The organism is Rhodococcus sp. NPDC056506 (assembly GCF_042794945.1).
GTDB lineage: Bacteria > Actinomycetota > Actinomycetes > Mycobacteriales > Mycobacteriaceae > Rhodococcus_F.
In genome coordinates this window covers 1-24,502 of sequence record NZ_JBHTSW010000013.1, presented here as the reverse complement: position 1 = coordinate 24,502, position 24,502 = coordinate 1, and the positions used below count along the sequence as shown (strand labels likewise).

Here is a 24,502-nt window from a genome sequence, read left to right as displayed (position 1 = left end):
TCTATGGATGCGGCCGCCTGGGACAAGAAGTACGAAGAATCCGAGCTCGTCTGGGGCGCACCTCCCAACGAACTACTGGTGGAATACGCAACGGCCCTCCCCCACGGCCAGGCACTGGACCTGGCGTGTGGCGAGGGCCGTAACGCGTTGTGGCTCGCAACCCGCGGTTGGCAGGTCACCGGCATCGACTACTCGGCCGTCGCGATCGAGAAAGCCCGCACGATCGCAGCCCGCTCACCCCGATCGGTCCTCGACCGGCTCGACTACCGATGCGGCGACGTAACCGTCGCGGATTACCCCTCCAGAAACGGGCAGGCATACGACTTGGCCCTGCTTCTTTACCTTCATCTACCCGCACCACAACGCACCCTGGTTGTGAACCGTGCCATAAATTCTCTGAAACCTGATGGAATCCTCATGATTTTGGGTCACGACCGAAGCAACATCGACTACGGCGTCGGCGGACCGAAAGATCCCGAAATCCTCTACACCCCAGAAGAATTGATGCAGGAGTTCCAAGGAAAGCTCGAGTTCGAGATCGCCGGAAATCCCCACAGGCACACCGAAACGGGACTCGCGGTCGACGCGCTTGTCATCGGACGCAAATCCGGTGTTGGCAATGCAAAGAACGGCTAGTAACATGTATTAAGTTACCGACGAGTAATAAACTTCGGGCGGTACTAGGAGTGCTGGACCGCACCACCTCACTGGGAGAAGCAGAAGACATGGGCCATTACAAGAGCAACGTTCGGGACCTGGAGTTCAACCTCTTCGAGGTTCTCGGACTGGAGAAGCCACTGAGCGAAGGCGCTTGGGGCGACCTGGATGCCGACACTGTCCGCAACATGCTGGCAGAGGTCGCACGCCTGGCCGAGGGACCGCTGGGCGAATCTTTCGCCGACGCGGACCGCAACCCCCCTGTCTTCGATCCCGAGACACACACCGTTGCACTGCCGGAATCCTTCAAGAAGTCTTTCAAGGCTCTCTGGGACGCCGAGTGGTACCGCATGGGACTGAGCGAAGAGGTCGGCGGCGTGCCGGTTCCCCGCTCCGTCGTGTGGGCCATCGGTGAGCTGATCCTGGGCGCACAGCCCGCAGCGCACATGTACCAGGCCGGACCCGCCTTCGCGGACGTGCTGTTCAACAACGGCACCGAAGAGCAGAAGAAGTGGGCCGCCACCATCGTCGAACGCGGATGGGGCGCCACGATGGTCCTCACCGAGCCCGACGCCGGCTCCGACGTCGGTGCCGGACGCACCAAGGCAATCAAGCAGGACGACGGATCCTGGCACATCGAGGGCGTCAAGCGCTTCATCACCTCGGCCGACTCGGACGACCTGTTCGAGAACATCTTCCACCTCGTTCTCGCTCGCCCCGAAGGCGCCGGACCCGGCACCAAGGGCCTGAGCCTGTTCTTCGTCCCGAAGACGCACTTCAACTTCGAGACCGAAGAGTTCGGCGAGCGCAACGGCGCCTTCGTCACCAACGTCGAGCACAAGATGGGCCTGAAGGTCTCCGCCACGTGTGAGGTCACCTTCGGCGGCCACGGCATCCCCGCACAGGGCTGGCTGGTCGGCGAGGTCCACAACGGCATCGCCCAGATGTTCGACGTCATCGAGCACGCTCGAATGATGGTCGGCACCAAGGCAATCGCCACCCTCTCCACCGGCTACCTCAACGCTCTCGACTACGCCAAGCAGCGTGTGCAGGGCGCAGACCTGACCCAGATGACCAACAAGGCCGCGCCCCGCGTGACCATCACGCACCACCCCGACGTGCGTCGTAGCCTGGCAATGCAGAAGGCATACGCCGAAGGCCTGCGCGCGGTGTACCTCTACACCGCAGCACACCAGGACGAGGTTGTCGCCAAGCTCGTCTCGGGCGCAGACAAGGACACCGCGTTCCGCGTCAACGACCTGCTGCTCCCGATCGTCAAGGGCGTCGGCTCCGAGCGTGCGTACCAGTACCTGACGGACAGCCTGCAGACCCTCGGCGGCTCCGGCTTCCTGCAGGACTACCCGATCGAGCAGTACATCCGCGACTCCAAGATCGACTCGCTGTACGAAGGCACCACGGCCATCCAGGCTCAGGACTTCTTCTTCCGCAAGATCGCCCGTGACCGCGGCGTCGCGCTCGCTCATGTTGCCGGACAGATCAAGACCTTCATCGACAGCGAAGCCGGCAACGGCCGTCTGAAGGCGGAGCGCGCACTGCTCGCCACCGCACTCGAAGACGTCCAGGCCATGGCTGCCACGCTCACCGGCTTCCTCATGGGAGCTCAGGAGCAGCCCACCGAGCTGTACAAGGTCGGCCTCGGCTCAGTCCGATTCCTGATGTCCGTGGGCGACCTGCTCATCGGCTGGCAGCTGCTCCGTCAGTCCGAGATCGCTCTCGCAGCACTCGACAACGGCGCTTCCGACAAGGACAAGAGCTTCTACGAGGGCAAGGTCGCCATCGCGTCCTTCTTCGCCAAGAACGTCCTGCCGGAGCTCACGGCTTCGCGCGAGATCGTCGCGAACACCGAGAACGACATCATGGAGATCGACGAAGCAGCATTCTGATTCGCTCCTGATTCATGAAAAGTGCCGGTCCCGAGAACATTTCGGGGCCGGCATTTTTATTGTCAGCGCTCGGTGTCGCCTGCGATCATCTGCGCTCGATGGTGGGGCAACTGATCTGAGCGGACAGTACCGACATCGTCGGTTGTTCGCCGGCTCTCGCCGCCGTTCCCGCCAGGGAAAGCGCCACGCGCCTGCGATCCGGAGAACTGACTATTTCGATGGATTTGTCTTCACCGCCGCCGAAGGAGACAAACTGTCCGCTCTGATCCGAGAACTTCATGATCGCCGACCCGTGCTGGCCCGGTTCCGGTTTTTCGTTCATGTAGACCTGCAACTGGAAATCACGACCCGGATATTCGCCGCCACCGTCGTATTCGTAGAAGGAACTGGTGTGCACCTCGTAGGCCCACTGGCGGTGCCCGGCAGGCAGCGAATCCGCCCAGTTGTGCTCGAAACACGTGACGGATCCGGGCAGCGAGACACTGGCTGCGCCGGTCCACCCACCGGTCAGGGTGATCGCTCCGTAGGGCGCTGCTTCGTGCTCGTGTCCTTCGGAAGGCAAGGGCGGAACCGTCAACGGCCCGACATTGCGCCCGGTGAACTCGAAAAGCCTCTCGCTGGACACGAACGGGGGCGACTCGCGCTCACCGGCACAGGAGACAACCGACAAGGCGGCCATGACAAGCAACACGCACATACCGCGTCTACGAACCGGCACCTCGACTCCCCCTGTCCGTTTCCAACAGAATACATACCGTTCGGTCTCCAAGTTGTCAGACGTGTCCGACACATCCCTTTCGTGAGGCCGCTCGCCCCCTGACGATGTGATTGGGTGAGCACGAACGTCCACAGAACCAGCCACTCGGTTCTTTCGAAGCCCGAGTAGATCAACAGACAGGTGATCATCGTGGTCGCACCAGAGCACGCACAACCCGATTACGCCCCCGACCTGGCATTGACTGCCACGGACTTGGCGCTCGACGGCCCATGGGGGCCGGTGTTCGGACCCGTCAATCTCGAAATTCGTGCGGGCGGTGTGACCGTCCTCGAAGGCTCGGCCGGTTCAGGACGTACGTCCTTACTTCTGACACTCAGCGGGCGAATGAAAGCCAGTTCCGGATCGCTCTCCGTCTTCGGCCGAACCCGTCCCCGTGAGATCTTCGAGATCGCCGGGGTCGCCGGGTTCGAGGACATCGACGAGCTTGCCGAGTCCGTCACCGTTCGCGATCTGATCACGGAGCAGATCCGGTGGGACGCACCCTGGTACAAACTCATCGGACGTGCCGGGGATCGAGAACTCGAAACCGTGTGTGCCCCTGTCTTCGGTGACCATCCGCTGCCGGCACTCGGCCGATATGTCAGCGACCTCGGCGAACTCGAGGCGACCCTGCTACGCATCGCGGTCGCGAACACGAAGAAGCCGGCCCTGCTGGTCGTCGACGATCTCGAACAGGTGCGGCGTGACTCCGAGCGCGCATATCTCGTCGAGCGACTGGTCGAGATGGGGAGCTACCAGACCATCATCGCGTCGACCGTCAACCCGCTGCCTGACGGATCACCCATCGATGCCGTCACCTTGCTCCAAGAAGTCACCAATCCCGACCAAGAAGGGGCGAGGTAAACGCGATGCTCGCTGGAATGTCTCTCGGAACCGAACTCAAGCGGTTCTCCCGCGGCGCGATGCCCAGGATTGCACTCGTCACCATCATCTTGATGCCGCTCCTGTACGGCGCGATGTACTTGTGGGCCTTCTGGAATCCGTTCGGTGAGGTGAACAAGGTCCCCGTAGCTCTGGTCAACACCGACCGTGGCGCGATGGTCCAGGGGCAGGAACTCAACGCGGGCGACGAGGTCAGCCAAGCGCTGCTCGATTCCGGTGAGCTCGATCTCCATCTGGTCTCACAGCAGGAAGCCGCGCAGGGAGTTTCGGACGGCACCTACTACTTCTCTCTCACTCTGCCCGAGAATTTCAGCGAGGCCGTTGCATCCCCGACGTCCAAGGACCCCCACAAAGCGCAGTTGCAGTTCACCTTCAACGACGTCAACAACTATCTCGGCACCATCATCGGTCAAAATGCCGCCCAGCAGGTCCTCAGCCAAGTCAGCGACAAGATCGGCGCGCAGTCGGTCGAGACGGTTCTGGTCGGATTGACCGACGCCGGTGCAGGTTTGAAGCAAGCAGCCGACGGAGCGCTCCAGCTCTCGGCCGGCGTGAACACAGCCAACGCCGGAGCCGGCGAATTGGCGTCGGGCTCGAAAACTTTGGCAGACAACATGGTTACCGCACGCGACGGTGCAGCCACTCTGGCCGGCGGTACGGCGCAACTCTCGACCGGTATCAACACCGCCACGGACGGTGTCCTCGCACTGACCGACGGTTTGGGGCAACTCGATCTCGGAGCTGTCCAACTAGGCGACGGCGCAAGCCAACTCAGTGGTGGCGTCACCCAGGTCGTCGACCAACTGAGCGTCCTCGGGAACACACAAGCAGACGTCGCGCAGCTGGTCGGGCAGGCCGTAGCCAGCCTTCGTCTGAACCCGGATCCCGTCAGCCAACAGATCGCCAATGCCCTCGCGCCTGCCCAGGACATGCTGCGCACTCAGGGTTTCGGTGAAGCGACCATGGGCCAGCTGGGCGAACTCAAGAGCGGTGCACAACAACTCGCTTACCAACTCGACGATCCGTCGAGCACCTTCCGAGCCGGGCTCAATGCCGCGGCCAACGGCGGCGGTGAACTCCGCAACGGTCTGGTGCAGCTTCGTGACGGCGGTCAACAAGTCAACGACGGCGCTCAAACCCTCAGTAGTGGACTCGTTCAACTCACCGACGGCAGCGTCCAACTTTCCGACGGAGCGGCCAAACTCGCAGACGGCACCGAGCAACTTCGTGCCGGATCCTCCGAACTTGCAACCAAACTCACCGAGGGCGCCGGCCAGATTCCCAGTTGGACCGATCAACAGCGAACCGCAACCGCTCAAACCCTCTCCAGCCCGGTCGAACTGCAGGAAACTTACGAGAACCGGGCAAGCACCTTCGGCACCGGCTTTGCTCCGTTCTTCCTGCCCCTCGCACTGTTCGTGGGCGGCATCATCACCTGGATGCTACTCAAGCCGCTCCAGAACCGGCCCATCGCAAACGGTCTCGGCGCGCTGCGGGTAGTCCTCGCCTCGTACTGGCCGGCACTGCTCATCGGCATCTGCCAGGTGATCGTGATGTACCTGGTCGTGCACTTCGCCGTCGGTCTGCACCCCACGCACGCCATCGGTACTGTCGGGTTCCTGATGCTCATCACCGCCACCTACATGGCGTTGATCCAGGCATTCAACGCCATCTTCGGAGTGTCCGTCGGACGCGTCATCACCCTGGCGTTCCTGATGCTGCAACTGGTTTCGGCCGGCGGCATCTATCCCGTCGAAACCACCGCGAAACCGTTCCAGATCATCCACCCGTTCGACCCCATGACCTACGCGGTGAACGGGCTACGACAACTCACCGTCGGCGGTATCGACTCGAGGCTGTGGGTCTCGATCGCCGTCCTCGGTGGCCTTCTCGTCGCCTCACTCGGCGCCAGTTCACTTGCCGCACGTCGTAATCGGCAATGGACCATGGACAGGTTGCATCCGCCGATCGAGGTCTAAGTCTAGGTCTCGGTCCAAGGCTCCACGGTCAGCGCAGGCCATTCCCTGCGCCACCGTGCCGCCTTGGCCTCGTACACCTCTCTCGGCGCCAGCACCGGGTTGGGGCGGACGATCATGTCGAAGAGATCGTCGTATCCATGCGGGGCATACACGTCCACAGTGCCGCTTGCTCCCTTTGTGATCCCGAAACAGCAAGTTGTGGAGGCGAAGTGGTCGATGGCGTCGCGGCAGCCGGTGAACGGAACGCCGGGAATGCCGAAATGCTGCTCGTACCACAGGTGCACGCGGGCTTCGTTGCGCACTTCGATATCGGCATCCACATCGGCGAACAGTTCTGCGGCCGAACGAATCACGCGATCTTCCGCTTCGTAGCTCAGATCGTCGGCATCGAAATAGAAGAGGTCGTAGTCCTTGATTCCGGCGCCGAGGTCTCGGCCGTCGATGTGATTCCAGACGGTTTGGAAGAGCCCACCCGCGGTCAGGTACCACTCAGCCAACTCCAATTGCGGTGCCCGATCCACGATCGTAGCGACCACCGGATTTGCCAGGGCGATCTCGAGAAATCGTTCACGCATGCCGTCAGCTTTCCACATGACAAGCAAACTTGACATTATATGACAAGTATTCTTTACTTTTCCCATGACTGGAAAGGCTGGCGACAACAACGTGCGGGAGCACCGACGCCTCGCCGGCCTCACCCAGGCACAACTGGCCACGGCAGGTCAGGTGAGCAGACAGAGCATCGTCTCCGTCGAACGCGGCGACTACGCACCGAGCGTCTACCTGGCACTTCGCCTGGCACTGGCGCTGGGGACCACCGTCGAAACGCTCTTTCCCCTACCCGAATCGGCACTCACCGCAGAAATTCCAGAGGAGACGGCATGAGCACCATGATGAAGGCAATGCGGTTCGTCGGAGATCTGGACGACGACTTCTACAAGGACGAGCGTCAGCGCGACGTCTGGAACGAAGCCTCGGCGGTGGGACTCCAGAGTGTCTTCTGGGCAATATTCGTCAGCTCGGCGATTCTGCCCTGGGTCGCCGGCCGAACAGGGGCGTGGATCTCGCTCGCGCTGCTGATCGTCGCACTGTTCGGCTCAGTGATCACGATTATCTATGCACTTCGGTGCGACGTCGATGTCTACGTGTTGTCCAACTACAACCGCCCCCGGGTCGTGATCAGCATCGCGCTGTACCTCGTCGCCGCAGTCGGCATCATGGCCCGTCTCGAATTCGATTCCTACGAAGAATCGTCTACCTGGGTCGGCGCTCTCGTCGGCGGAATTGTCGGTGGCGGCATCGCAATCGCGGCAGTCAAGCTTCACCAGCAGCGAGCCAAGCGACGCGAAGCGGCCGAAGAACTTCTCTGAATTCCGGAAGTCTGCCCAGCACAACAGAATCCATAGAGTTGGTAAAATCGTGCCAGGTCAACCGATCGCGAGTAACGTCGAATCGGTGAGCACTCGCCTCGGATACCAGATGCCCAACTTCAGCTACGGCGGTCCGGTCAAGGACCTCTTCCCCACCGTCATAGCGCAGGCCCGCGAAGCCGAAGCCGCAGGCTTCGACACTGCATTCGTGATGGATCACTTCTACCAACTCCCCGGAATCGGAGCGCCGGACGCCCCGATGCTCGAGGCCTACTCGGCGCTCTCCGCGCTGGCGACGGCCACCGAGACCATCCAGTTGTCTGCACTGGTCACGGGAAACACCTACCGCAATCCACCCATGCTCGCCAAGACCGTCACCACCCTCGACGTGGTGAGCGGCGGTCGGGCCATCCTGGGCATCGGCGCCGGTTGGTTCGAACTCGAACACAATTCGTTCGGATACGAGTTCGGAACTTTCACCGAACGGTTCCAGAAACTCGACGAAGCACTACAGATCATCGCGCCGATGCTCCGCGGTGAGCGTCCCACCTTCGACGGCAAGTGGTACCACGTCAAGGAAGCCATCAACGAGCCCCGCGTCCGCGACGACCTGCCGATCCTGCTCGGCGGTGGCGGTGAGAAGAAGACGTTCGGCCTCGCCGCTCGGTTCGCGGATCACCTCAACATCATCTGCGACCCGTCGGAACTGCCGCGCAAGATGGAAGCACTTGCGGCACGCTGCGACGAAGCCGATCGTGATCCCGCAACACTCGAGACCAGCTTCCTCACGTTCATGATGATCGACGAGGACGGCGACAAGGCTCGCGCGCATCAGCGAACGTTCCTCGCAGAACGTGGTCTCGACATCACCACGGCGCCGGAAGACGTGGTCGCCAAGGCCACCGAACGTCATTTCGTCGGCAGCCCGGACGACGTCGCCGAGCAGGTTCAGACGCGCATCCTCGACCACGGCATCGACGGCGTCGTGATCAACCTGATCACCAACGGCGAAGAGCCAGGCATCGTCGACCTCGCTGGCCGCACCCTCGGCCCACTCGTCGGCAAGTAGTTCCCTACTCGCACTTCACGATCGGCACCGGGTCGTACTTGACGGTCCGGGTGTTCGAGGAAATCTCGGCGCCACTCGCGTGGTCGGTGATCACGCGAGTGTCGCTGACCGTGAATCCGGGCGCACCGCTCGAAGCCACACAACCAGGCCCCTCCGGCAACGTCACGGTGTTCGGTGACGTCGGCGACGTACGCGGGCCGGTCGTCGAAGCGACATCGACGGTTTTGGTTCCCCAGATCCGAACGGTGATGTTCGACGACGTCGCAATCGTCTCGATCATCACGCCGGTCTTCGCCGGATTCCTGAACTGCAAGTCGATCGCACCGTCGAAGATTGTCGCCTCACGAGCCTCCGGGTACCGCGAGATGTAGTAACTGTGCTCGGTGTGCGCGACGTCGTCCATGCCGGCGAAGTACGTCGCGTTGTAAAGCGTCGTCGCGAGCTGGCTGATACCGCCGCCGACAGCCTTGTCCGGGCGACCATTGTTGATGATCCCCGACTCGACGTATCCCTGAGCTGCACCGCGCGGGCCCGTGTACTCGTTGAGCGAGAACGTATCCCCGGGCTTGATTACCGCACCGTCGATCTCCGACGCAGCCAGGCCGATGTTGACGCCAGACGCGTATTCGAAACCACCGGTGGTGAATTCGCCGATCACCTCGTTGATGCCGAGTGCGTTCGCGGCTTCGGTGGTCAGCGCCGGCGGAACCGGTCCGTACACGGCAGGGGTTGCCCGAGAAGCCGTGCTGCCCAGCAGAACCGGGAGTTCCTTGACCGTGTCCGGCCAGTTGATCAGATCTCCGACAACACCAGGCACAACCGTCGGCTTGCCACCGGCGAAGGTGAACGACGCGTCCTTGGGTTGCACTTCCGTCGACACCAACTGCGGAGTCAGAATCTTGATCGCGGCATCCGTGTTGTACTGCGGAGTCAGCCCACCCGAGCCGTCGGGTGTGAAAGTCAGAACCTCGCCGATCTGATCGACGCCGAGCGTCGCGACCTTGCCGTCACGGCCGTTGACCACGACGTCACCCGAGACAGCTGGAATGGCGATCTCCTGCAGTGCGCGATCGACACCAGCCTGAGTGACCGTCACCGGAACCTCGTCGACCGGAAGATCGACGACGCCACCATCGGACCATTCGGCGGCGAAGGTGGCGCCCGCCTGCTGCGCTTCGAGCGCCTGGCCAGCGGCGGGCGAAACACCCGTCGCCTTACCGTCCTCGAACATGACTGCACCTTCGACGGGCGCACGATCGCTGTTCGCCGCAAGCTGCGACATCGAGGCGTCCAACGCCCCCTGGTCGACGGTCGACACGACCGGAACCTCGCGGGAGCCGAAGAACGACGTGATGCGGGTGATCGGGTTGATGGGCTGAGCGTTCACGCCCGACAGCGTCGCCGACCAGTCGACGTCCACACCCGCAGATGCGGGAACGATCTCGGAGTCGACGCCGCCGGCATGTACGGCTACAGGTTCGACGAGCCTCGGGCCGAGTTGGGCGCGCAGCGTGGCCTCCGCGTCGGCGGGCGTGAGATCACCGATGTCGACCCCGGCGACCTGCGTGCCTCGGGGAGTTTTCCCGGACGAGGTGAAGATGTCCACTCCGTAGGCGATCACTGCGACGGCAAAGATGGCGCCGACTGCTATCGCCGGTTTGACCCACTTGCGGGAAGACGCCGGAGCGGGCGCCACTGGTTGCTGCGGTGGCGGGGGTGCAATTACCTGTGGTTCGCGGACAACAGGCTCGTACTGCTGCTGGATGGGTTCGAATTGCTGCGTGTCGTACTGCTGCACGAACTCGGGGCGCGGCGGCTTCGGGGGAACCACCACTGCTGGAGGCTCGAACTGCTGTGTCTGCTCGTCGATGGCTTCTGTCGCCGGAGCCGAGTCGACTACTTCCGTCGGCGGTGCGTCCTCCGCTGGGACGACAGGGATGACGGTGGTGACCTCGTTTGCCGATTCGTCGACTGTCGGTTCCGTGGAATCGATTGCGTCTTCGTCGACAGGGTTTGGCGCTTCGACTGCTTCAGGCTCTACTGCTTCAGGCTCTCCTGCTTCAGCCTCGGAGACTGGCTCGGTGTCCTCTGAGGTATCGGGTTCCTCGACCGACTCGGTCTCTTCGACCGCCTGAGGTTCCTCGACCGACTCGAGTTCCTGCTCTGGGAGGGACGAGTCCTCGCTGTTCGTCTTCTCGACGGACGGACCCTCTTCGTCACTCACCTGTTGGCTCCTCGCTGCATCAACCGTCGCTGCGGCGCTCACCGACAACTCAACACAGGATATCCGGACATACGAGAGCCCCGCGCTGCTGCCAGGTCGGGGGTCAGGCAGCAACACGGGGCTGTCATGAATATCGGTAGCTATTCTGCAGCGTTACACGCCTTCGCGAAAAAGTTTGCAAAGAGTTCGGGGATCCGGCCACCCCTCGTGGCCGGATCCCCGATTACGCATCCCCTCGCGCCGATCACTGCAGGTGAGCGCAGTTTTCACACGCGTGGGGAGATTGTGGAGCGATTACCGCTCGATAATCGCCGTGACGCCCTGGCCGCCGGCGGCACAGATCGAGATCAGGCCGCGGCCCGAACCCTTTTCGGCGAGCATCTTCGCGAGGGAAGCGACGATACGTCCACCGGTTGCCGCGAACGGGTGACCTGCAGCCAAGGACGATCCGTTGACATTGAGCTTGCTTCGGTCGATCGACCCCAGTGCGCCGTCGAGGCCGAGGCGTTCCTTGCAGTACTCGTCGGATTCGAAAGCCTGCAGGGTTGCGAGAACCACCGAAGCGAAGGCTTCGTGGATCTCGTAGTAATCGAAGTCCTGCAAGGTGAGGCCATTGCGGGCCAGCAAACGCGGGATCGCGTACGTGGGAGCCATGAGCAGCCCGTCCTTGCCGTGGACGTAGTCGACGGCAGCGGTTTCGGAATCGACGAGGTGCGCCAGAACCGGAAGATTGCGCTCGGCTGCCCACTCGTCGGTGGAGAGGAGCACTGCCGAAGCACCGTCGGTGAGCGGCGTCGAGTTGCCGGCCGTCATCGTCGCGTCGCCGAGCTTGGTACCGAATACGGGCTTGAGCGTCGACAGCTTCTCGACGGTCGAACCGGGACGGAGGTTGTCGTCCCGGGTCAGACCGAGGAACGGGGTGACGAGGTCGTCGAAGAAACCGCGGTCGTAGGCAGCTGCCATGTTCTTGTGGCTGGCCGCGGCAAGTTCGTCCTGGTCCTCGCGCTTCACGCCGAATTCCTTGGCGGTGATCGCAGCGTGGTCGCCCATCGACTTGCCGGTGCGAGGCTCGCCGTTGCGCGGAATTTCGAGGCCGAGCATGCCCGCACGGACGTTGCCGAGCAGCTTGATGCGGTCGCCCGTGGACTTCGCGCGGTTGAGGGAGAGCAGGAACTCGCGTGCCTGATCATTGACGCCGATCGGGGCATCGGACGTGGTGTCCGTGCCGCCACCGATGCCGGAATCGATGCGGCCAGCCGAAATGGCGTCGCCGACGGCGATGATCGACTGCAGTCCGGTGCCACACGCTTGCTGAAGGTCGTACGCCGACGTGTACGGGCTCAGCGCGCTGCCGAGAACGGACTCGCGAATGAGATTGAAATCACGACTGTGCTTGAGTACGGCGCCGCCGACGACCATGCCGAGCGTCTCGCCCTGCAGATTGAACCGACTCACGAGACCGTCGAGCGTCGCAGTGAACATGTCCTGGTTGGACGCCTGTGCGTACGCCTTGTCCGAGCGTGCGAACGGAATGCGATTTCCGCCGACGATCGCAACCGGACGGCGCTGACCTGCGGACTTCGCAGCGGCTGCGGCCGGTGCAGTGCGCGGTGCGGCGGGCTTTGCATTTGAACGGGCTTTGCTTGTCACTTGCGTCTCCAAGGATGGTGCGATTACCTGTTGAAGACTATTCTTACTCAGTAGTAAGTTACTTGTCTATCGCCGCATTCTTCAGATTGCCCGGTGAGAGACAACCCGAAACACAACAGAAGGTAGGACCGTGGCAGCCAGCAAGGGAGCTCCCGACCTCTATTCACAGTTCCTCTCGTCCGCCCCCGGCGCATTCATCGCGTCGAAGGCCGGCCTGCCCAGGCCCGAGAACCTGCGTCGCTACAAAGCAGGGGAACCCGCACTCGCCGGACCTGTCCTCATCGGCGGCAAGGGCCGGCTCGCGGAACCACTGCGCGTACTGCTTTCCGATTACCCGGCAGCTCAGGCGCACGACAGCAGCTTCGGCGGACTCGTGTTCGACGCAACCGGAATCACTCAGGTCAGCGAGCTCGAGCAGCTGTTCGAGTTCTTCCAGCCCGTGATCCGCAACCTCGCACCGTCGGCTCGCGTCGTTGTTCTCGGCACGACGCCGGAAGAAACGTCCAGCGTCGACGAGCATGTCGCTCAGCGCGCCCTCGAAGGCTTCACCCGTAGCGTCGGCAAGGAGATCAAGCGCGGCTCCACCGCTCAGCTGGTCTACGTCTCCCCCAAGGCGTCCACCGGACTCTCCGGCGTGGAATCGACTCTGCGCTTTCTCCTTTCGGCCAAGTCCGCCTTCGTCGACGGTCAGGTAATCGTCGTCGGTGCTGAAGATTCCGTCGCACCCGCAAGCTGGGACAAGCCGCTCGAAGGCAAGGTTGCCGTCGTCACCGGCGCAGCCCGCGGCATCGGTGCCACCATTGCCGAGGTACTGGCCCGCGACGGCGCGCACGTCGTCTGCGCTGACATCCCCGCCGCCGGCGAAGCGCTGTCCGAGACCGCGAACAAGGTCGGCGGCACGTCCCTCGCTCTCGACGTCACGGCAGCCGACGCAGCCGAGGTCCTCGCCGCTCATCTCCTCGAGCGTCACGGCGGAGCGGACATCATCGTCCACAACGCCGGCATCACCCGCGACAAGACCCTCGCCAACATGGACGAGGGCCGTTGGAACATGGTCATGAACGTCAATCTTCTTGCACCGCAGAAGATCACCGAGCACCTCGTCGCGAAGGGCGCCCTCAAGGAAGGCGGCCGCGTCGTCGACGTCTCCTCCATCGCCGGCATCGCGGGCAACCGCGGCCAGACCAACTACGGCACCTCCAAGGCCGGCGTCATCGGCCTCGTTCACGCCGAAGCTCCCGTCCTGGCGAAGAAGAACATCACCATCAACGCCGTCGCACCGGGCTTCATCGAGACCGCCATGACCGCAGCCATCCCCTTCGCCACCCGCGAAGCCGGCCGCCGCATGAGCTCGCTCCTGCAGGGCGGCGAGACCGTCGACGTCGCCGAGACCGTCGCATACTTCGCGAGTCCGGCCTCCAATGCCGTTACGGGACAGGTCGTTCGCGTCTGCGGCCAGAGCCTTCTGGGCGCATGATGGCAGCAAAGACCGTCGCGCTCACCGAACAGCCGAAGACCCTCGACATCTACTCCCGCGCGGTACTGGGATTGTTGCCGTGGAACAAGTCCAACTCGCACTCGGTGCCACAACAGACTTTCACCCTCACCGGATTGAAGGTCGACACCGACAATCTGGCGGCGTACTGCCGTGTGACCGGACTGCGGTTCGGCGACACTCTGCCGATCACCTATCCCTTCACCTTGGCTTTCCCGACCGTGATGAAGCTGATGGTGTCGAAGGACTTCCCCTTCGCCGCCGTCGGTTCCGTCCACGCCGAGAACGTCATCGAATCGCTGCGGCCCATCTCCGTCAGCGAACCGCTGGACCTCTCGGTGCACGCCGAGAACTTGCGTGAGCACCGCAAGGGCCTGCTGATCGACGTGGTCACCGAAATTCGGGTGGGACGGGAACTGGTCTGGCGGCAGACCTCGAGCTTCCTGAACCAGCAGAAGACCTCGCTGTCCGGCCAGCCCGGACCGGAGCCAAAGGCCGACGAGGTCCCGCCGATGCCGATGAGCACCATCCGCGTCGACCAGACCACGATCAGCAAGTACGCCGCAGTCTCCGGCGACCGCAATCCGATTCACGTCTCGTCCCTGGGCGCCAAGGCTTTCGGTTTCCCGAAGACCATTGCTCACGGAATGTGGAGTGCCGCGGCAGTTCTGCGGACTGTCGAGGGGTCCGTCGCGGACAAGGTCACCTACAGCGTGCGTTTCGGCAAGCCGATCCTGCTACCGGCGACGCTGAATGCCTACGCTGATCGCACCGATGACGGCTGGGATCTGTCACTGCGTCACCCGAAGAAGGGTTACCCGCACGTCACGGCGACGCTGCGCTGACCCAGGACTGAACTGGTTGGGCTGGTGCGTTTCCGACCCCGCCCCGACAGTGTGAACGTATCGCTCCCCTTGTTCAACAAGGGGAGCGATACGTTCACGCGATGTGGTTTGGTTTGAGGGCTATTCGGACTTCTTCTTGCCCGACAGACCGCGCCACGCGAGGGATTCGAGTAGGTCCGCTGCGGCATCCACTTCGATTTCCCCACCCGCGACCCGGTCGGCTACCGCCTCACCGGCGCCGACGAGCGCGATGGCGATGATCCCGTAATCGTGCGCGGCATCCGGATCCTTGGTGCTGGACTCGAGCAGATGCGCGGTCAACTCGATCAATCGATCGCGACTGGACTGCACGGTTCCCGCAAAAGCCTGCTGCCCGACGGCCTGACGGTAGAGCACCATCCACGACTTGCGGTTTGCGCCCACGAACCCGAGGAACCCCTCGAGAGCGGCGCGCAATTGTTCACGCGGAGTCAGGTTTGGCGCGCCGGCCGGGGCGAGGGCCTCGAGGAAGCGAAGTCCTTCACGATGAATGCACGCCGCGAACAGCTCTTCCTTCGAGCCGTAGTACAGGTACAGCATCGGCTTCGAGATCTCGGCTTTGGCCGCGATGGTGTCCATCGAAGTTTCGTGAAACCCCCTGTCGGAGAACACGTCCACAGCTGCGTCGAGCATCTGCTGCTCACGCACTGCGCGTGGCAGTCGCTTGGTACCGCCGGCCATGCTTCCTCCAACCACAGGGTAAATGTCGATCTTACTCTACGGTAAGATTGTGCGTCGAATCGCAGCTTCGACTCAGCAGGTCACGGCACCTTTAGCCGCGGCAACCGTGACGACGGCCTGATCGACTCGCGCCTGCGGAAGCGCACCCGACGCGACGGCCTGCTCGAGATGGTCGAGAACCCGCGGTACGTCATCGGTGGTCAGCCACAATGCCTGATCGACTCCTGCCGCAAGTGCAGCCTGAACTGCGTCGGCAATATCGTATCGGTCGGTGATCGCCTGCATACCGCTGAGGTCGTCGGTGAACACCGGACCGGTGAACGGCGCTGCGCCGTAACCCACTCCGTCGCGAAGCAACGCAACGGCGGCGGGACTGATGCTGGCAGGCGTGCCGGGCTCGGTCAGACCGGGAACCTCGAGGTGACCCATCATGACACCGACTCCGGTTCCCGACAGTTCGCGGAAGGGAATCAGGTCCGACGCGACCAGATCCTGCAGCGGCGGCGTGGTCACCTCACCGCGGTGCGAGTCACCCGACGCGCTGCCGTGCCCGGGAAAGTGCTTGATCACCGGGAAGATTCCGGCGTCGCGCATGCCCTGCGCGTACGCACCGGCGTAGGCAACCACGGTCTGGGGGTCGTCGGAGTACGAGCGGTCACCGATCACGGAGTCGTCGGGTTGGCTGCTGACGTCGACGTCGGGTGCGTAGTTGACCGTGATCCCGAGATCCTTCAAACCGCGTCCACGCTCGAGCGCCATCTGGTACGTCTGTTCCACTGTCATGGTCTGCGCAGTTTCCCTGGCCGACGGATCGGGTCCGAGGATGTCCGCGACGCGGGAGACCCGTCCACCTTCCTCGTCGATCGTCACCATCAGGGGCAACTTGGACGCCGAAGCAACCTGCGGCACTTCGCGATTGGTGAGCATCGACTGATCGGTCCAACTTCCGACGAAGATGCCGCCGATCTCCTCGTTCTGCACTATCGACAACGCGTCGTCGGTCCCGGTGACGCCGACGTTGAGCAGCTGGGCAAGTTTCTGACGCAGGGACAGCGAGGCCAGAAGGTCGCTACCGCACGACGCGGCGACGGGTGCGGAGCTCGATGCCGCAGGCGTCGACGTGATCTCGGTGCTGGTGCTGGTCGGGGCGCTCGAAACAGGATCAGCGGTCCCGTTTTCGCCTGAGCATCCCGCAACCAACCCTCCGCATAGAGCAATGGTCGTCGCAGCCTTCAGAAACTTGATCCGCATACCTCGACCGTAACGGACCCGGTACCCATACACTCCCTCACGGGCACATCGGGACGGTAGCCTGGAAGAGAACCGATTCCCCCCGCTGACGAGGAGGTCGTGATGCCACAAGGTCTGATGCTCATCGCGTACGACGGTTCCGACAACGCCAAGCGCGCCGTCAACTATGCGGGGCGTTTCCTCTCCGCCAATCGTGCTGTTCTCGTCACCGCCTGGGAGCCGATGGTCCGCCAGGCCGCTCGCATGTCCGGCCTGTCCGGGGTGATGCAACCGGAGTGGGTTCCCGACGACGACGTCGAGGACATCGCGTACACCGACGCCAAAGTCACCCTCGCCGAGGGCGTCGCGCTGGCTGAAGCCGCGGGCCTGACCGTCGAAGGTAGGAGCGCCGAGTGCCGATCCGCGATCTGGTCTGCAATCGTCGAAACCGCAGACGAATTGGACGTCGACATCATCGTGACCGGCACCCGCGGTACGACGGGTTTGCGGTCGCTATTGCAGAGCAGCGTCGCGGATCATGTTCTGCGTCACAGTCATCGGCCGGTGTTGATCGTCCCTCCAGGGAAGTGACCTTCGCGCATTCCTGATCCCCGGCCGACTAGTGTCGAATGCACCATGGACGGTTTTGTTCTCTCGCGCCCCGATCACAGCGTTGTCACCCGCGGCGTACGACGCAGCTTCGACAGCTCCGACGCGGCCGCCAACGCTCTGTCGGCAGGTTCGGCAAAGCTGATCGTCGGTGCTCTCCCATTCGACCCGGCTGCCGCAACGGCGTTGTACGAGCCTGCCGAGGCAACGATCACGCCCAGGCCGTGGCAACCGGTTGATCCCCAGCCGCTGCCCACGACCCGGGTGGGCCGAGAGATCCCGTCGTCGTCGGAGCATCTTCGTCGGGTGGAAAAGTTGATCGGACGCCTCCGCAGTGGAGAGGTCGACAAAGTTGTCGCGGCTCGCACTGTGGAGCTTCGGACGCAGACCCCGATCTCCCCGGCTGCGCTCGCCGCACGCATGGCGGCGCTCAATCCCGTCGCCAACACCTTTGCCGTCGATCTCTCTGCGGCGGGAGCCGAATTCGAGGGCCACAGCCTGGTCGGCGCAACGCCCGAGGTGTTGGTCAGTCGACGCGGGCGCGTCGTGACGTGTCGCCCGTTGGCCGGGACCGCAAAGCGGTCCGGTGACGCCGATCGAGACCGCGAGGCAGGCGAGAGCCTTCTGCATTCGACGAAGAACCTGGCCGAGCACGCCTTCGTGACCTCATGGATCCGCGAGATCCTGCAACCGATGTGCAGTGATTTGTCGGTACCGGCGATACCCGAGCTGACCAATACCCACGAGGTCTGGCACTTGGCCAGCCCGATCCGCGGCACGCTGCGAAACGACACAACTGCGCTCGACCTCGCTATCGCCCTGCATCCGACGCCGGCACTGTGCGGAACGCCCACTGACGCGGCGCTGAAAGTCATCCGCGAGACCGAGGAGCCACGCCGTTTCTACGGGGGCGCCGTCGGCTGGTGCGACGATGCCGGCGACGGAGATTGGGTGGTTGCCATCCGCTGCGCCGAGATCAATGCAGACGGCCTCAGTGCCTGGGCCAGCGCGGGTGGCGGAATTGTCGCCGAATCGGACCCGCAGGACGAGCTCGACGAAACGTCCACGAAACTGCGCACCCTGTTGACCGCGCTCGGTGCGGAAACCCTCGACTGACCAGCACGTCACGAGGGTAATCGTCCGGATTCTCGAGTGCGGGTGATACCTTGACCCGAGCAGTTCGTACGGGCCGGTAAGTCCGTCCGACCGCGAACGACCGACTAACGACCAATTGGGAGATCCGCGATGACGAAGTTCCTTGTCCCCGGTGTGGCCAGCGCTGTCATCGGTGCCGTTCTGGGTGCCGGCGTCATCTTCGGTGTCACGGCCGCCGCGTCGGACAACACTCGTCCCGAGATCGACCGCAGCGGAAACGCAGATTCTTCCGTGCTGAACCAGGTTGAGTACGGCAGCCGCTGAGAGCGCAGGCCTCGCGAGTTCCCGTTCTTCCGCCGACGCAGCGGTGTCTTCGGTAGACACCGCCCCGTCGGCAGAGCCCCTGTCGAAGCGGTGGCTGTTCGGCGCCTCCGTCGTAGCGTTTCTTCTCACTTTTCTGCAATCGCCGGGTCTGATCACCGCTGACACCAAGTACGACCTGACGCAGAATCCGTTCGGTTTCCTCGAACGCGCGTCGCATCAATGGAGTAGTCAGGCCCCGCTCGGCCAGGTTCAGAACCAGGCCTACGGATATTTCTTTCCGCACGGGCCGTTCTTCGCGCTCGGCGAGTTGGCGAACGTTCCGCCGTGGATCACCCAGCGCATCTGGTGGGCTCTGCTCCTGATCGCGGGTTTCTGGGGCATCATCCGAGTTGCCGAGGCTCTCGGAATCGGCAGCCGTAGTTCGCGCGTCATCGCAGCGGTTGCCTTCGTTCTTTCTCCCCGCGTACTGACCACGCTCGGTTCGATTTCCTCGGAAACCCTGCCAATGATGTTGGCGCCGTGGGTGTTGTTGCCGGTGGTTTTGGCCTTCGGCCCTGTGCGTGGAAACGGAGTCCCTGGACTCCCTAACCGCTCACGGGGGTTGAGGCGGTTGGCCGCACAATCCGCCCTCGCCGTCGCGCTCATGGGTTCGATCAATGCCGTCGCCACCGCCGCGGCCTGCCTTGTCGCGATCATCTGGTGGCTCTCGCACAAACCCAACCGAACGTGGCTGACGTTCACCGCCTGGTGGGCCCTGTTCGTCGCTCTCGGCACCCTGTGGTGGATCGTTCCGCTCCTGCTGCTCGGCAAGATCAGCCCACCGTTCCTCGACTACATCGAGTCCGCCGGTGTCACCACTCAGTGGGCATCGCTCGCCGAGATACTTCGCGGCACGGACAGCTGGACCCCGTTCGTCTCCCCCGAACGCATTGCCGGCGCCGTACTGGTCACCCAGCCCGCAGCAGTCGTCGCCACCGGTCTGGTTGCCGCCGCCGGTCTCGCCGGGCTCTGCATGCGGTCCATGCCTGCTCGCGGCAGGCTGACGCTCATCCTCTTCGTCGGTATCACCGGCCTGGCCGCGGGATACGTGGGTGAACTCAGCTCGCCCGTGTCGGAGTCGGTGCGCCTGTTCCTCGACTCGGCAGGCGCTCCGCTGCGCAACGTCCACAAGCTCGAGCCGTTGGTCCGTCTGCCGCTGGTGCTCGGACTCGCACATCTACTCGCCAAAGTGCCGCTACCGGGATCGGTTCCGCTCACCAGATGGCGACGCGCGTTCGCCCATCCCGAGCGCGAACCGATGGTCGCACTGACCAGCCTGATCCTTGTCGCCCTCACCCTCTCCACCGCCTTGGCCTGGACGGGAAAGCTCGCTCCCCGCGGTGCGTATCCTGACGTCCCCTCGTACTGGAACGAAGCAGCGCAGTGGCTCGAGGACAACACCTCACCCGGATCGGAAGCAGAACGTGCCCTGGTCGTCCCCGGAGCGCCATTCGGCAGCCAGGTCTGGGGCCTGACGCGTGACGAGCCGCTTCAGGCATTGGCGAGTACGCCGTGGGCAGTGCGTGATTCGGTCCCGCTGACCCCGCCCGGCGCGATTCGCGCGCTCGATTCGGTGCAACGTCTGATCGCCGACGGACGCCCGTCGGACGGACTCGCGCAGACCTTGCTCGGGCAGGGCATCCACTACCTGGTCATGCGCAACGACCTCGACGGTGAAACGTCGCGCTCAGCCAGGCCGATTCTCGTGCATCAAGCGGTCGAAGGCTCTCCTGGAATCGAACGAGTCGCGCACTTCGGTGAGGACAACAGCCCCGAACCGATCGAAGGTCTGGTCGCAGACAGCGATTTGCGCCCCGGCTACCCCGCCATCGAGATCTTCGAGGTCACCCCGCCGGACGGCACCGCGGCGGTCAGTGGACCGTACTCCGTAGCCCTGAACCAGGTTCCGCGCGTTCAAGGCGGGCCGGAATCGACTGTGCGCCTTCACGAAAGCGGACTGGTTCCGGGGACCGGGCCGATGATCCTGGCGGCCGACGCCGAAGCTGCGGGACTGCCGGTCGATTCGGTCACCGTCACCGACACCCCACGCGATCGAGAAACCGATTTCGGTCAGGTCGACAACCACAGTTCCGCGCTACGCACCCCCGACGACGCTCGTCGCACCTACAACTTCGTTCCCGACTATCCGGTTGCGAACACGCCTCTCGTGGAAGGCCGTTGGAGCGGCGCTTCGATCACCGTCTCCAGCGCCGCCTCCGACGCCACCCAGTTGGGAGGCACCTCGCCGTCGAGTAGCCCCGCATCGACGGTCGACGGCGATCCGGCCACCGGTTGGTTCAGCAACGGCATCGAACGAGCACTGGGTCAGTGGTTGCAGATCGACTTCGACGCACCGATTTCCAGTGGCCTGCTCCACCTGACCACCAGTGCCGCGGCAATCGGCGCCCCTGTCAAATGGCTCGAGGTCTCCACACCGAACGGCAGCACGGCGGTGAAGGTGGAGCGTCCGGGCGAGCCCATCACTGTCTCGATCCCGGGTGGCAATACGCCGTGGGTGCGCGTCACGGCGACTCACACTGAAAACGGTTCACCCGGAACACAGTTCGGCATCAGTGAACTCTCCGTCGAGGATTTCTCCGACCGCAATGCGCCGAAGACCGTACCGATCCGTTTCGACACGGTCCTGCCGAGTACGCCGTCAGGCACATCCGTGAACGCCTGGAATCTGAGCCAGGAGTTCCCCGGCCGCAATGCGTGCGCGGACTCGACGGACCGCATGCGATGCAGCAATGCGTTCATGGCGATACCCGAAGAGCCCAGCCGTTTCCAGCGCACGCTCTCGGTTCCCGAAAACACCGTGGTTGCACCGGAACTGACTGTCCGAGCGCGTCAAGGAAACGCCCTCGAGGACCTCCTTTCCGTCCCCGGCCGAATCACGGCTTCGGGTTCGAGCGACATCGGCGACACCCGCGGATCTGCCTTCGCTGCCACGGACGGCGACGCACGCACCACGTGGTCGGCGCCGCAGCGCACCACCGAACCCGGCGGCCCGAAACCGACTCTGACACTTACTCTCCCCGAGCCGACACTGGTCACCGGTCTGGACATCACGCGAGGGCTCGGCACCCTCCCGTCGCTGCCGACCAGCGTCGCAGTGAACCTCGGCAACGGCCCGCAGGTCCGAGACCTCGAAACACCTCAGACCAGTCGAGTTCTCCTCTCCCCCTATGTCACCGACAAGATCGTCCTGAGTGTCACAGATTGGGAACCCGTCCTCGATCAAACGGCACTCGGCTTCGCCCAGGCGCAGCCCACCGGCCTCGCCGAGGTCGGTGTCATCGGCGCCGACGGAACCCCGATCGCCGATTCCGGAGTGCAGGACACGGACGCACTCGACAACCGCACCGTCACCGTCCCGTGTGGCGACGGCCCAACCATTTCGGTTGCCGGACAGCAGTTCCCCACCTCGATTACCGCGACGGCGGCGCAGCTACGCACCGGCGCACCGATCGAGGCACTTGCGTGCGGCCCGAACGCGTCGACGCCCCTGCCTGCTGGACAGCCCGAGGTGGTCGTCGAACCCGGCCCGGCGTTCTCGGTCGACAACCTCGACCTGACGGCGGTCGGTCCTTCAGCCGCGCAACGGAATACACCGCTCGAATCGAGCGCGTGGACAGCGAATCACCGCGCACTCACCGTCACGAACTCGTCCACCGATCAGCTGATCGTCAATCCCGAGAGCACCAGTATCGGTTGGATCGCCACGGCGCCGGACGGTTCCGAACTGACGCCGGTGGTCGTGAACGGATGGCAGCAGGGCTGGATCGTGCCGGCAGGCACCGCGGGAACCGTCACCATCGACTTCCCCAGTGACCGTTGGTACCGCCTCGGCATCTTCGGCGGGCTCGTGTTGCTGATCCCGCTGCTGTTCGCAGCTTTTGTCCCCGCTCGCCGAGAGTCCAAGCCCCTCCCACCGCCCCGACCGTGGCGCAGCGTCGCGGCGGGATGGGTGGGCGTACTCGCGGCGGCCACCGTCATCGGCGGCGGAGTGGGAGCGGCGATCGCAGTTGTGTGCTCGATCCTCGGACTTGCCGCGCTGCGAATCTTCGGCCCGGCGCGGACCGCACGCATTCTCGTCGGCACCGCCGGCGTGGCCGCGATGATCGGCATCACGCTGCTCTCGACCGGACCGTGGCGGGCACCGGGCGGCTACGTGGGCGACTCGTTCGCGATTCAGTTCTCGATGTTGGTGGCCTTGGTCGTGACCGGGTTGGCCGCGTTGCCCTTTGCCGGTTCACCGATGTGGCGACGCTTCTCCCAGCGCGTCACCGCGACGCGCGCCGGTTCCTCCACCAACGCGTAACTGGCCGAGGCCACAGCGACGCTCAGGACGACCGTAAGGGCCAGGACGTAGAAGAAGCTGCCCGAGAACGGAACTATGCCGAACACGGGGAACACAGCGTTCAGTACGGCCAGGTGCCAGATGAACAGTCCGTAGGACCAACGTCCAATTGCCAGCGCCAAGGGACTGGCCAGGAACCGATGCTGCGATTGATCGCGCAGAACCAGTGGCGCGATCAACGAGAAGCTGATGATCGCGCCGAGAGCAATCTTGATCGCGTACTGCCACGGCTCCGGCCGCACCAGACCTTCGGGCCCGGCCAGATCGGTGCACGAGAGAACGAAGGCGACCAAGGCAACAAAGGTCAGGAGTACCCGACGGTGCGCGAGGCGATGCACCCACGTCGACGGGCCAACTGCCAGCTCGGCCAGGATCATGCCGGCGCCGAACCACGGCAGGTAGCCGGGCAGCCAGTTGTCGTGGTGGATGGCGTCCGGCGTCGGAATCGGAATGAACGCCCACGTCAAGGCCAAGACCGAGACCCCGAGCAGAAGCGGCAGCCGGAACCTGGCCGAGTTGCTACGGAGTCGCACCATCAGGAAAGCGAACAACGGCAGCAGGAGGTAGAACGCCACCTCGACCGACAAGCTCCACATCTGCGTGAGCCCCTCGGTGAGTGTCAACGGCACGAATACCTGCGCCAACCCGAGATTCGCCAGCCACACTTGGTAGCCCCCGCCCGCGCCGGGCAGGAACAGCAGGATCAGGACCACTGCCACCCAGTACGCCGGCAGAATGCGCGTCGCGCGGGAGATCCAGTACCGGACGGTCGACTGCGGCTGCCCGATTCCGCGAGCCTTTGCCGCGTGGGGGCGCCACAGCAGAAATCCGGACAAAGCAAAGAACACCGCTACGGCGAGGTCGAGTCGGCCGAACGCGCGCCCGATCGCACCGGACTGCGCTTCACCCGTCTGGAACGCGACATGGGTGACGAGGACGCCGAGCGCGGCCAATCCACGCATACCGTCCAAAGCTGGAACGAAGCCCCGAGCCTGTGGCGGGACCGTCTGAGAGGAATTCGTGGAACTGATCATCACGGATAAGTGTGCACCCCAGGCCGATTGAGGGAAACCACCAGGGACTCGCAACAAAATGCCTGGCCAATTCATGCCCTCATGCGACAAACCGGGCCGGTGGACTGTTAGTGTTCTGCCACACATGGTGTCCATCGGGGGCCCCATGCGATCTGCGCAGCTCATATTGTGCCGGTTGGGGAACCTCGAAAGACTTAACGGGTTAGGAGTGTCTGATTTTCTGATCGCTGAGGGC

At 63.7% G+C, this 24,502-nt stretch carries 19 protein-coding genes and 1 pseudogene; 13 read left to right on the top strand and 7 right to left on the bottom strand.

What is annotated here, in order from left to right; all coding sequences use genetic code 11:
* Positions 1 to 3 precede the first annotated feature (3 nt).
* Together ACFQ6H_RS13445 and ACFQ6H_RS13440 are read left to right on the top strand one after the other, a co-directional pair.
* Positions 4 to 636: a class I SAM-dependent methyltransferase gene (locus ACFQ6H_RS13445; protein ID WP_378535497.1), complete on the top strand. Its 633-nt coding sequence runs from the start codon at positions 4 to 6 to the stop codon at positions 634 to 636.
* Between the two features lie 89 nt (positions 637 to 725).
* Positions 726 to 2,561: an acyl-CoA dehydrogenase gene (locus tag ACFQ6H_RS13440; protein ID WP_347871955.1), complete on the top strand. Its 1,836-nt coding sequence runs from the start codon at positions 726 to 728 to the stop codon at positions 2,559 to 2,561.
* Positions 2,562 to 2,646: 85 nt separating this feature from the next.
* On the opposite strand, the gene ACFQ6H_RS13435 is transcribed toward ACFQ6H_RS13440, so the two are convergent.
* A complete protein-coding gene (locus ACFQ6H_RS13435; RefSeq protein WP_378646557.1) occupies positions 2,647 to 3,279 on the bottom strand; it encodes a hypothetical protein in 633 nt (210 codons plus the stop codon).
* A gap of 180 nt (positions 3,280 to 3,459) precedes the next feature.
* Between ACFQ6H_RS13435 and ACFQ6H_RS13430 the strand changes: the two genes are divergently transcribed.
* Together ACFQ6H_RS13430 and ACFQ6H_RS13425 are read left to right on the top strand one after the other, a co-directional pair.
* Positions 3,460 to 4,182, top strand: a complete 723-nt coding sequence (locus ACFQ6H_RS13430; RefSeq protein ID WP_378547499.1) for an ATP-binding cassette domain-containing protein — start codon at positions 3,460 to 3,462, stop codon at positions 4,180 to 4,182.
* A 5-nt stretch (positions 4,183 to 4,187) separates the two neighbouring features.
* Positions 4,188 to 6,200 (top strand): YhgE/Pip family protein, encoded by a 2,013-nt coding sequence (locus ACFQ6H_RS13425; protein WP_378646555.1) that lies wholly within the window; start codon positions 4,188 to 4,190, stop codon positions 6,198 to 6,200.
* Positions 6,201 to 6,202: 2 nt separating this feature from the next.
* Here the strand turns inward: ACFQ6H_RS13425 and ACFQ6H_RS13420 are convergent, their stop codons facing one another.
* The gene (locus ACFQ6H_RS13420; RefSeq protein WP_378646553.1) at positions 6,203 to 6,775 is read right to left on the bottom strand and encodes a nucleotidyltransferase family protein; all 573 of its coding nucleotides are present in this window, start codon (positions 6,773 to 6,775) and stop codon (positions 6,203 to 6,205) included.
* 64 nt (positions 6,776 to 6,839) lie between these two features.
* Here ACFQ6H_RS13420 and ACFQ6H_RS13415 point away from each other — a divergent pair, with 64 nt between their 5' ends.
* From ACFQ6H_RS13415 to ACFQ6H_RS13405, 3 genes are all read left to right on the top strand, one after another.
* On the top strand, positions 6,840 to 7,085 hold the full coding sequence (locus ACFQ6H_RS13415; RefSeq protein WP_378646551.1) for a helix-turn-helix transcriptional regulator: 246 nt from the start codon (positions 6,840 to 6,842) through the stop codon (positions 7,083 to 7,085).
* A complete protein-coding gene (locus ACFQ6H_RS13410; protein WP_378547511.1) occupies positions 7,082 to 7,570 on the top strand; it encodes a hypothetical protein in 489 nt (162 codons plus the stop codon). Before ACFQ6H_RS13415 ends, ACFQ6H_RS13410 begins: the two co-directional genes overlap by 4 nt.
* An 85-nt stretch (positions 7,571 to 7,655) precedes the next feature.
* Complete coding sequence (locus ACFQ6H_RS13405; protein ID WP_378646549.1) at positions 7,656 to 8,639, top strand: LLM class F420-dependent oxidoreductase; 984 nt, start codon at positions 7,656 to 7,658, stop codon at positions 8,637 to 8,639.
* A 4-nt stretch (positions 8,640 to 8,643) separates the two neighbouring features.
* Here ACFQ6H_RS13405 and ACFQ6H_RS13400 read toward each other — a convergent pair whose 3' ends face one another.
* Positions 8,644 to 10,863: a VanW family protein gene (locus ACFQ6H_RS13400; protein WP_378646547.1), complete on the bottom strand. Its 2,220-nt coding sequence runs from the start codon at positions 10,861 to 10,863 to the stop codon at positions 8,644 to 8,646.
* A gap of 294 nt (positions 10,864 to 11,157) precedes the next feature.
* Entirely contained in the window at positions 11,158 to 12,513 is a 1,356-nt protein-coding gene (locus ACFQ6H_RS13395; protein ID WP_378646545.1) for an acetyl-CoA C-acetyltransferase, read from the bottom strand.
* 130 nt (positions 12,514 to 12,643) lie between these two features.
* Between ACFQ6H_RS13395 and ACFQ6H_RS13390 the strand changes: the two genes are divergently transcribed.
* A complete protein-coding gene (locus ACFQ6H_RS13390; RefSeq protein WP_378646543.1) occupies positions 12,644 to 13,990 on the top strand; it encodes a 3-oxoacyl-ACP reductase in 1,347 nt (448 codons plus the stop codon).
* A complete protein-coding gene (locus ACFQ6H_RS13385) occupies positions 13,990 to 14,853 on the top strand; it encodes a MaoC/PaaZ C-terminal domain-containing protein (protein ID WP_378646682.1) in 864 nt (287 codons plus the stop codon). The genes ACFQ6H_RS13390 and ACFQ6H_RS13385 overlap by 1 nt, the downstream gene beginning before the upstream one ends.
* Before the next feature lie 120 nt (positions 14,854 to 14,973).
* Here ACFQ6H_RS13385 and ACFQ6H_RS13380 read toward each other — a convergent pair whose 3' ends face one another.
* Together ACFQ6H_RS13380 and ACFQ6H_RS13375 are read right to left on the bottom strand one after the other, a co-directional pair.
* Positions 14,974 to 15,573 (bottom strand): TetR/AcrR family transcriptional regulator, encoded by a 600-nt coding sequence (locus ACFQ6H_RS13380; RefSeq protein WP_003945885.1) that lies wholly within the window; start codon positions 15,571 to 15,573, stop codon positions 14,974 to 14,976.
* Positions 15,574 to 15,645: 72 nt separating this feature from the next.
* A complete protein-coding gene (locus ACFQ6H_RS13375) occupies positions 15,646 to 16,824 on the bottom strand; it encodes a glycoside hydrolase family 3 N-terminal domain-containing protein (RefSeq protein WP_378646541.1) in 1,179 nt (392 codons plus the stop codon).
* 102 nt (positions 16,825 to 16,926) lie between these two features.
* Between ACFQ6H_RS13375 and ACFQ6H_RS13370 the strand changes: the two genes are divergently transcribed.
* The 4 genes from ACFQ6H_RS13370 (at position 16,927) to ACFQ6H_RS13355 (ending at position 23,194) form a co-directional block, all read left to right on the top strand.
* A complete protein-coding gene (locus ACFQ6H_RS13370) occupies positions 16,927 to 17,394 on the top strand; it encodes a universal stress protein (RefSeq protein WP_230815001.1) in 468 nt (155 codons plus the stop codon).
* Between the two features lie 45 nt (positions 17,395 to 17,439).
* The gene (locus ACFQ6H_RS13365) at positions 17,440 to 18,528 is read left to right on the top strand and encodes an isochorismate synthase MenF (protein WP_378646539.1); all 1,089 of its coding nucleotides are present in this window, start codon (positions 17,440 to 17,442) and stop codon (positions 18,526 to 18,528) included.
* 129 nt (positions 18,529 to 18,657) lie between these two features.
* Positions 18,658 to 18,831 carry a DUF2613 domain-containing protein gene (locus ACFQ6H_RS13360; protein WP_003945488.1) on the top strand — a complete coding sequence of 58 codons (174 nt, stop codon included), beginning with the start codon at positions 18,658 to 18,660 and terminating at the stop codon, positions 18,829 to 18,831.
* Positions 18,832 to 18,874: 43 nt separating this feature from the next.
* Positions 18,875 to 23,194 (top strand): alpha-(1->3)-arabinofuranosyltransferase family protein, encoded by a 4,320-nt coding sequence (locus tag ACFQ6H_RS13355; protein WP_378646680.1) that lies wholly within the window; start codon positions 18,875 to 18,877, stop codon positions 23,192 to 23,194.
* A gap of 23 nt (positions 23,195 to 23,217) precedes the next feature.
* Here the strand turns inward: ACFQ6H_RS13355 and ACFQ6H_RS13350 are convergent.
* Positions 23,218 to 24,267: pseudogene (locus ACFQ6H_RS13350) on the bottom strand (acyltransferase family protein); the annotation flags it as partial.
* Positions 24,268 to 24,502: the final 235 nt, after the last annotated feature.

Coding starts and splice junctions, on each gene's coding strand:
- ACFQ6H_RS13445 (WP_378535497.1), top strand. CDS start 4: ATGGATGCGGCCGCCTGGGACAAGAAGTACGAAGAATCCGAGCTCGTC.
- ACFQ6H_RS13440 (WP_347871955.1), top strand. CDS start 726: ATGGGCCATTACAAGAGCAACGTTCGGGACCTGGAGTTCAACCTCTTC.
- ACFQ6H_RS13425 (WP_378646555.1), top strand. CDS start 4,188: ATGCTCGCTGGAATGTCTCTCGGAACCGAACTCAAGCGGTTCTCCCGC.
- ACFQ6H_RS13420 (WP_378646553.1), bottom strand. CDS start 6,775: ATGCGTGAACGATTTCTCGAGATCGCCCTGGCAAATCCGGTGGTCGCT.
- ACFQ6H_RS13415 (WP_378646551.1), top strand. CDS start 6,840: ATGACTGGAAAGGCTGGCGACAACAACGTGCGGGAGCACCGACGCCTC.
- ACFQ6H_RS13410 (WP_378547511.1), top strand. CDS start 7,082: ATGAGCACCATGATGAAGGCAATGCGGTTCGTCGGAGATCTGGACGAC.
- ACFQ6H_RS13385 (WP_378646682.1), top strand. CDS start 13,990: ATGGCAGCAAAGACCGTCGCGCTCACCGAACAGCCGAAGACCCTCGAC.
- ACFQ6H_RS13380 (WP_003945885.1), bottom strand. CDS start 15,573: ATGGCCGGCGGTACCAAGCGACTGCCACGCGCAGTGCGTGAGCAGCAG.
- ACFQ6H_RS13375 (WP_378646541.1), bottom strand. CDS start 16,824: ATGCGGATCAAGTTTCTGAAGGCTGCGACGACCATTGCTCTATGCGGA.
- ACFQ6H_RS13370 (WP_230815001.1), top strand. CDS start 16,927: ATGCCACAAGGTCTGATGCTCATCGCGTACGACGGTTCCGACAACGCC.
- ACFQ6H_RS13365 (WP_378646539.1), top strand. CDS start 17,440: ATGGACGGTTTTGTTCTCTCGCGCCCCGATCACAGCGTTGTCACCCGC.
- ACFQ6H_RS13360 (WP_003945488.1), top strand. CDS start 18,658: ATGACGAAGTTCCTTGTCCCCGGTGTGGCCAGCGCTGTCATCGGTGCC.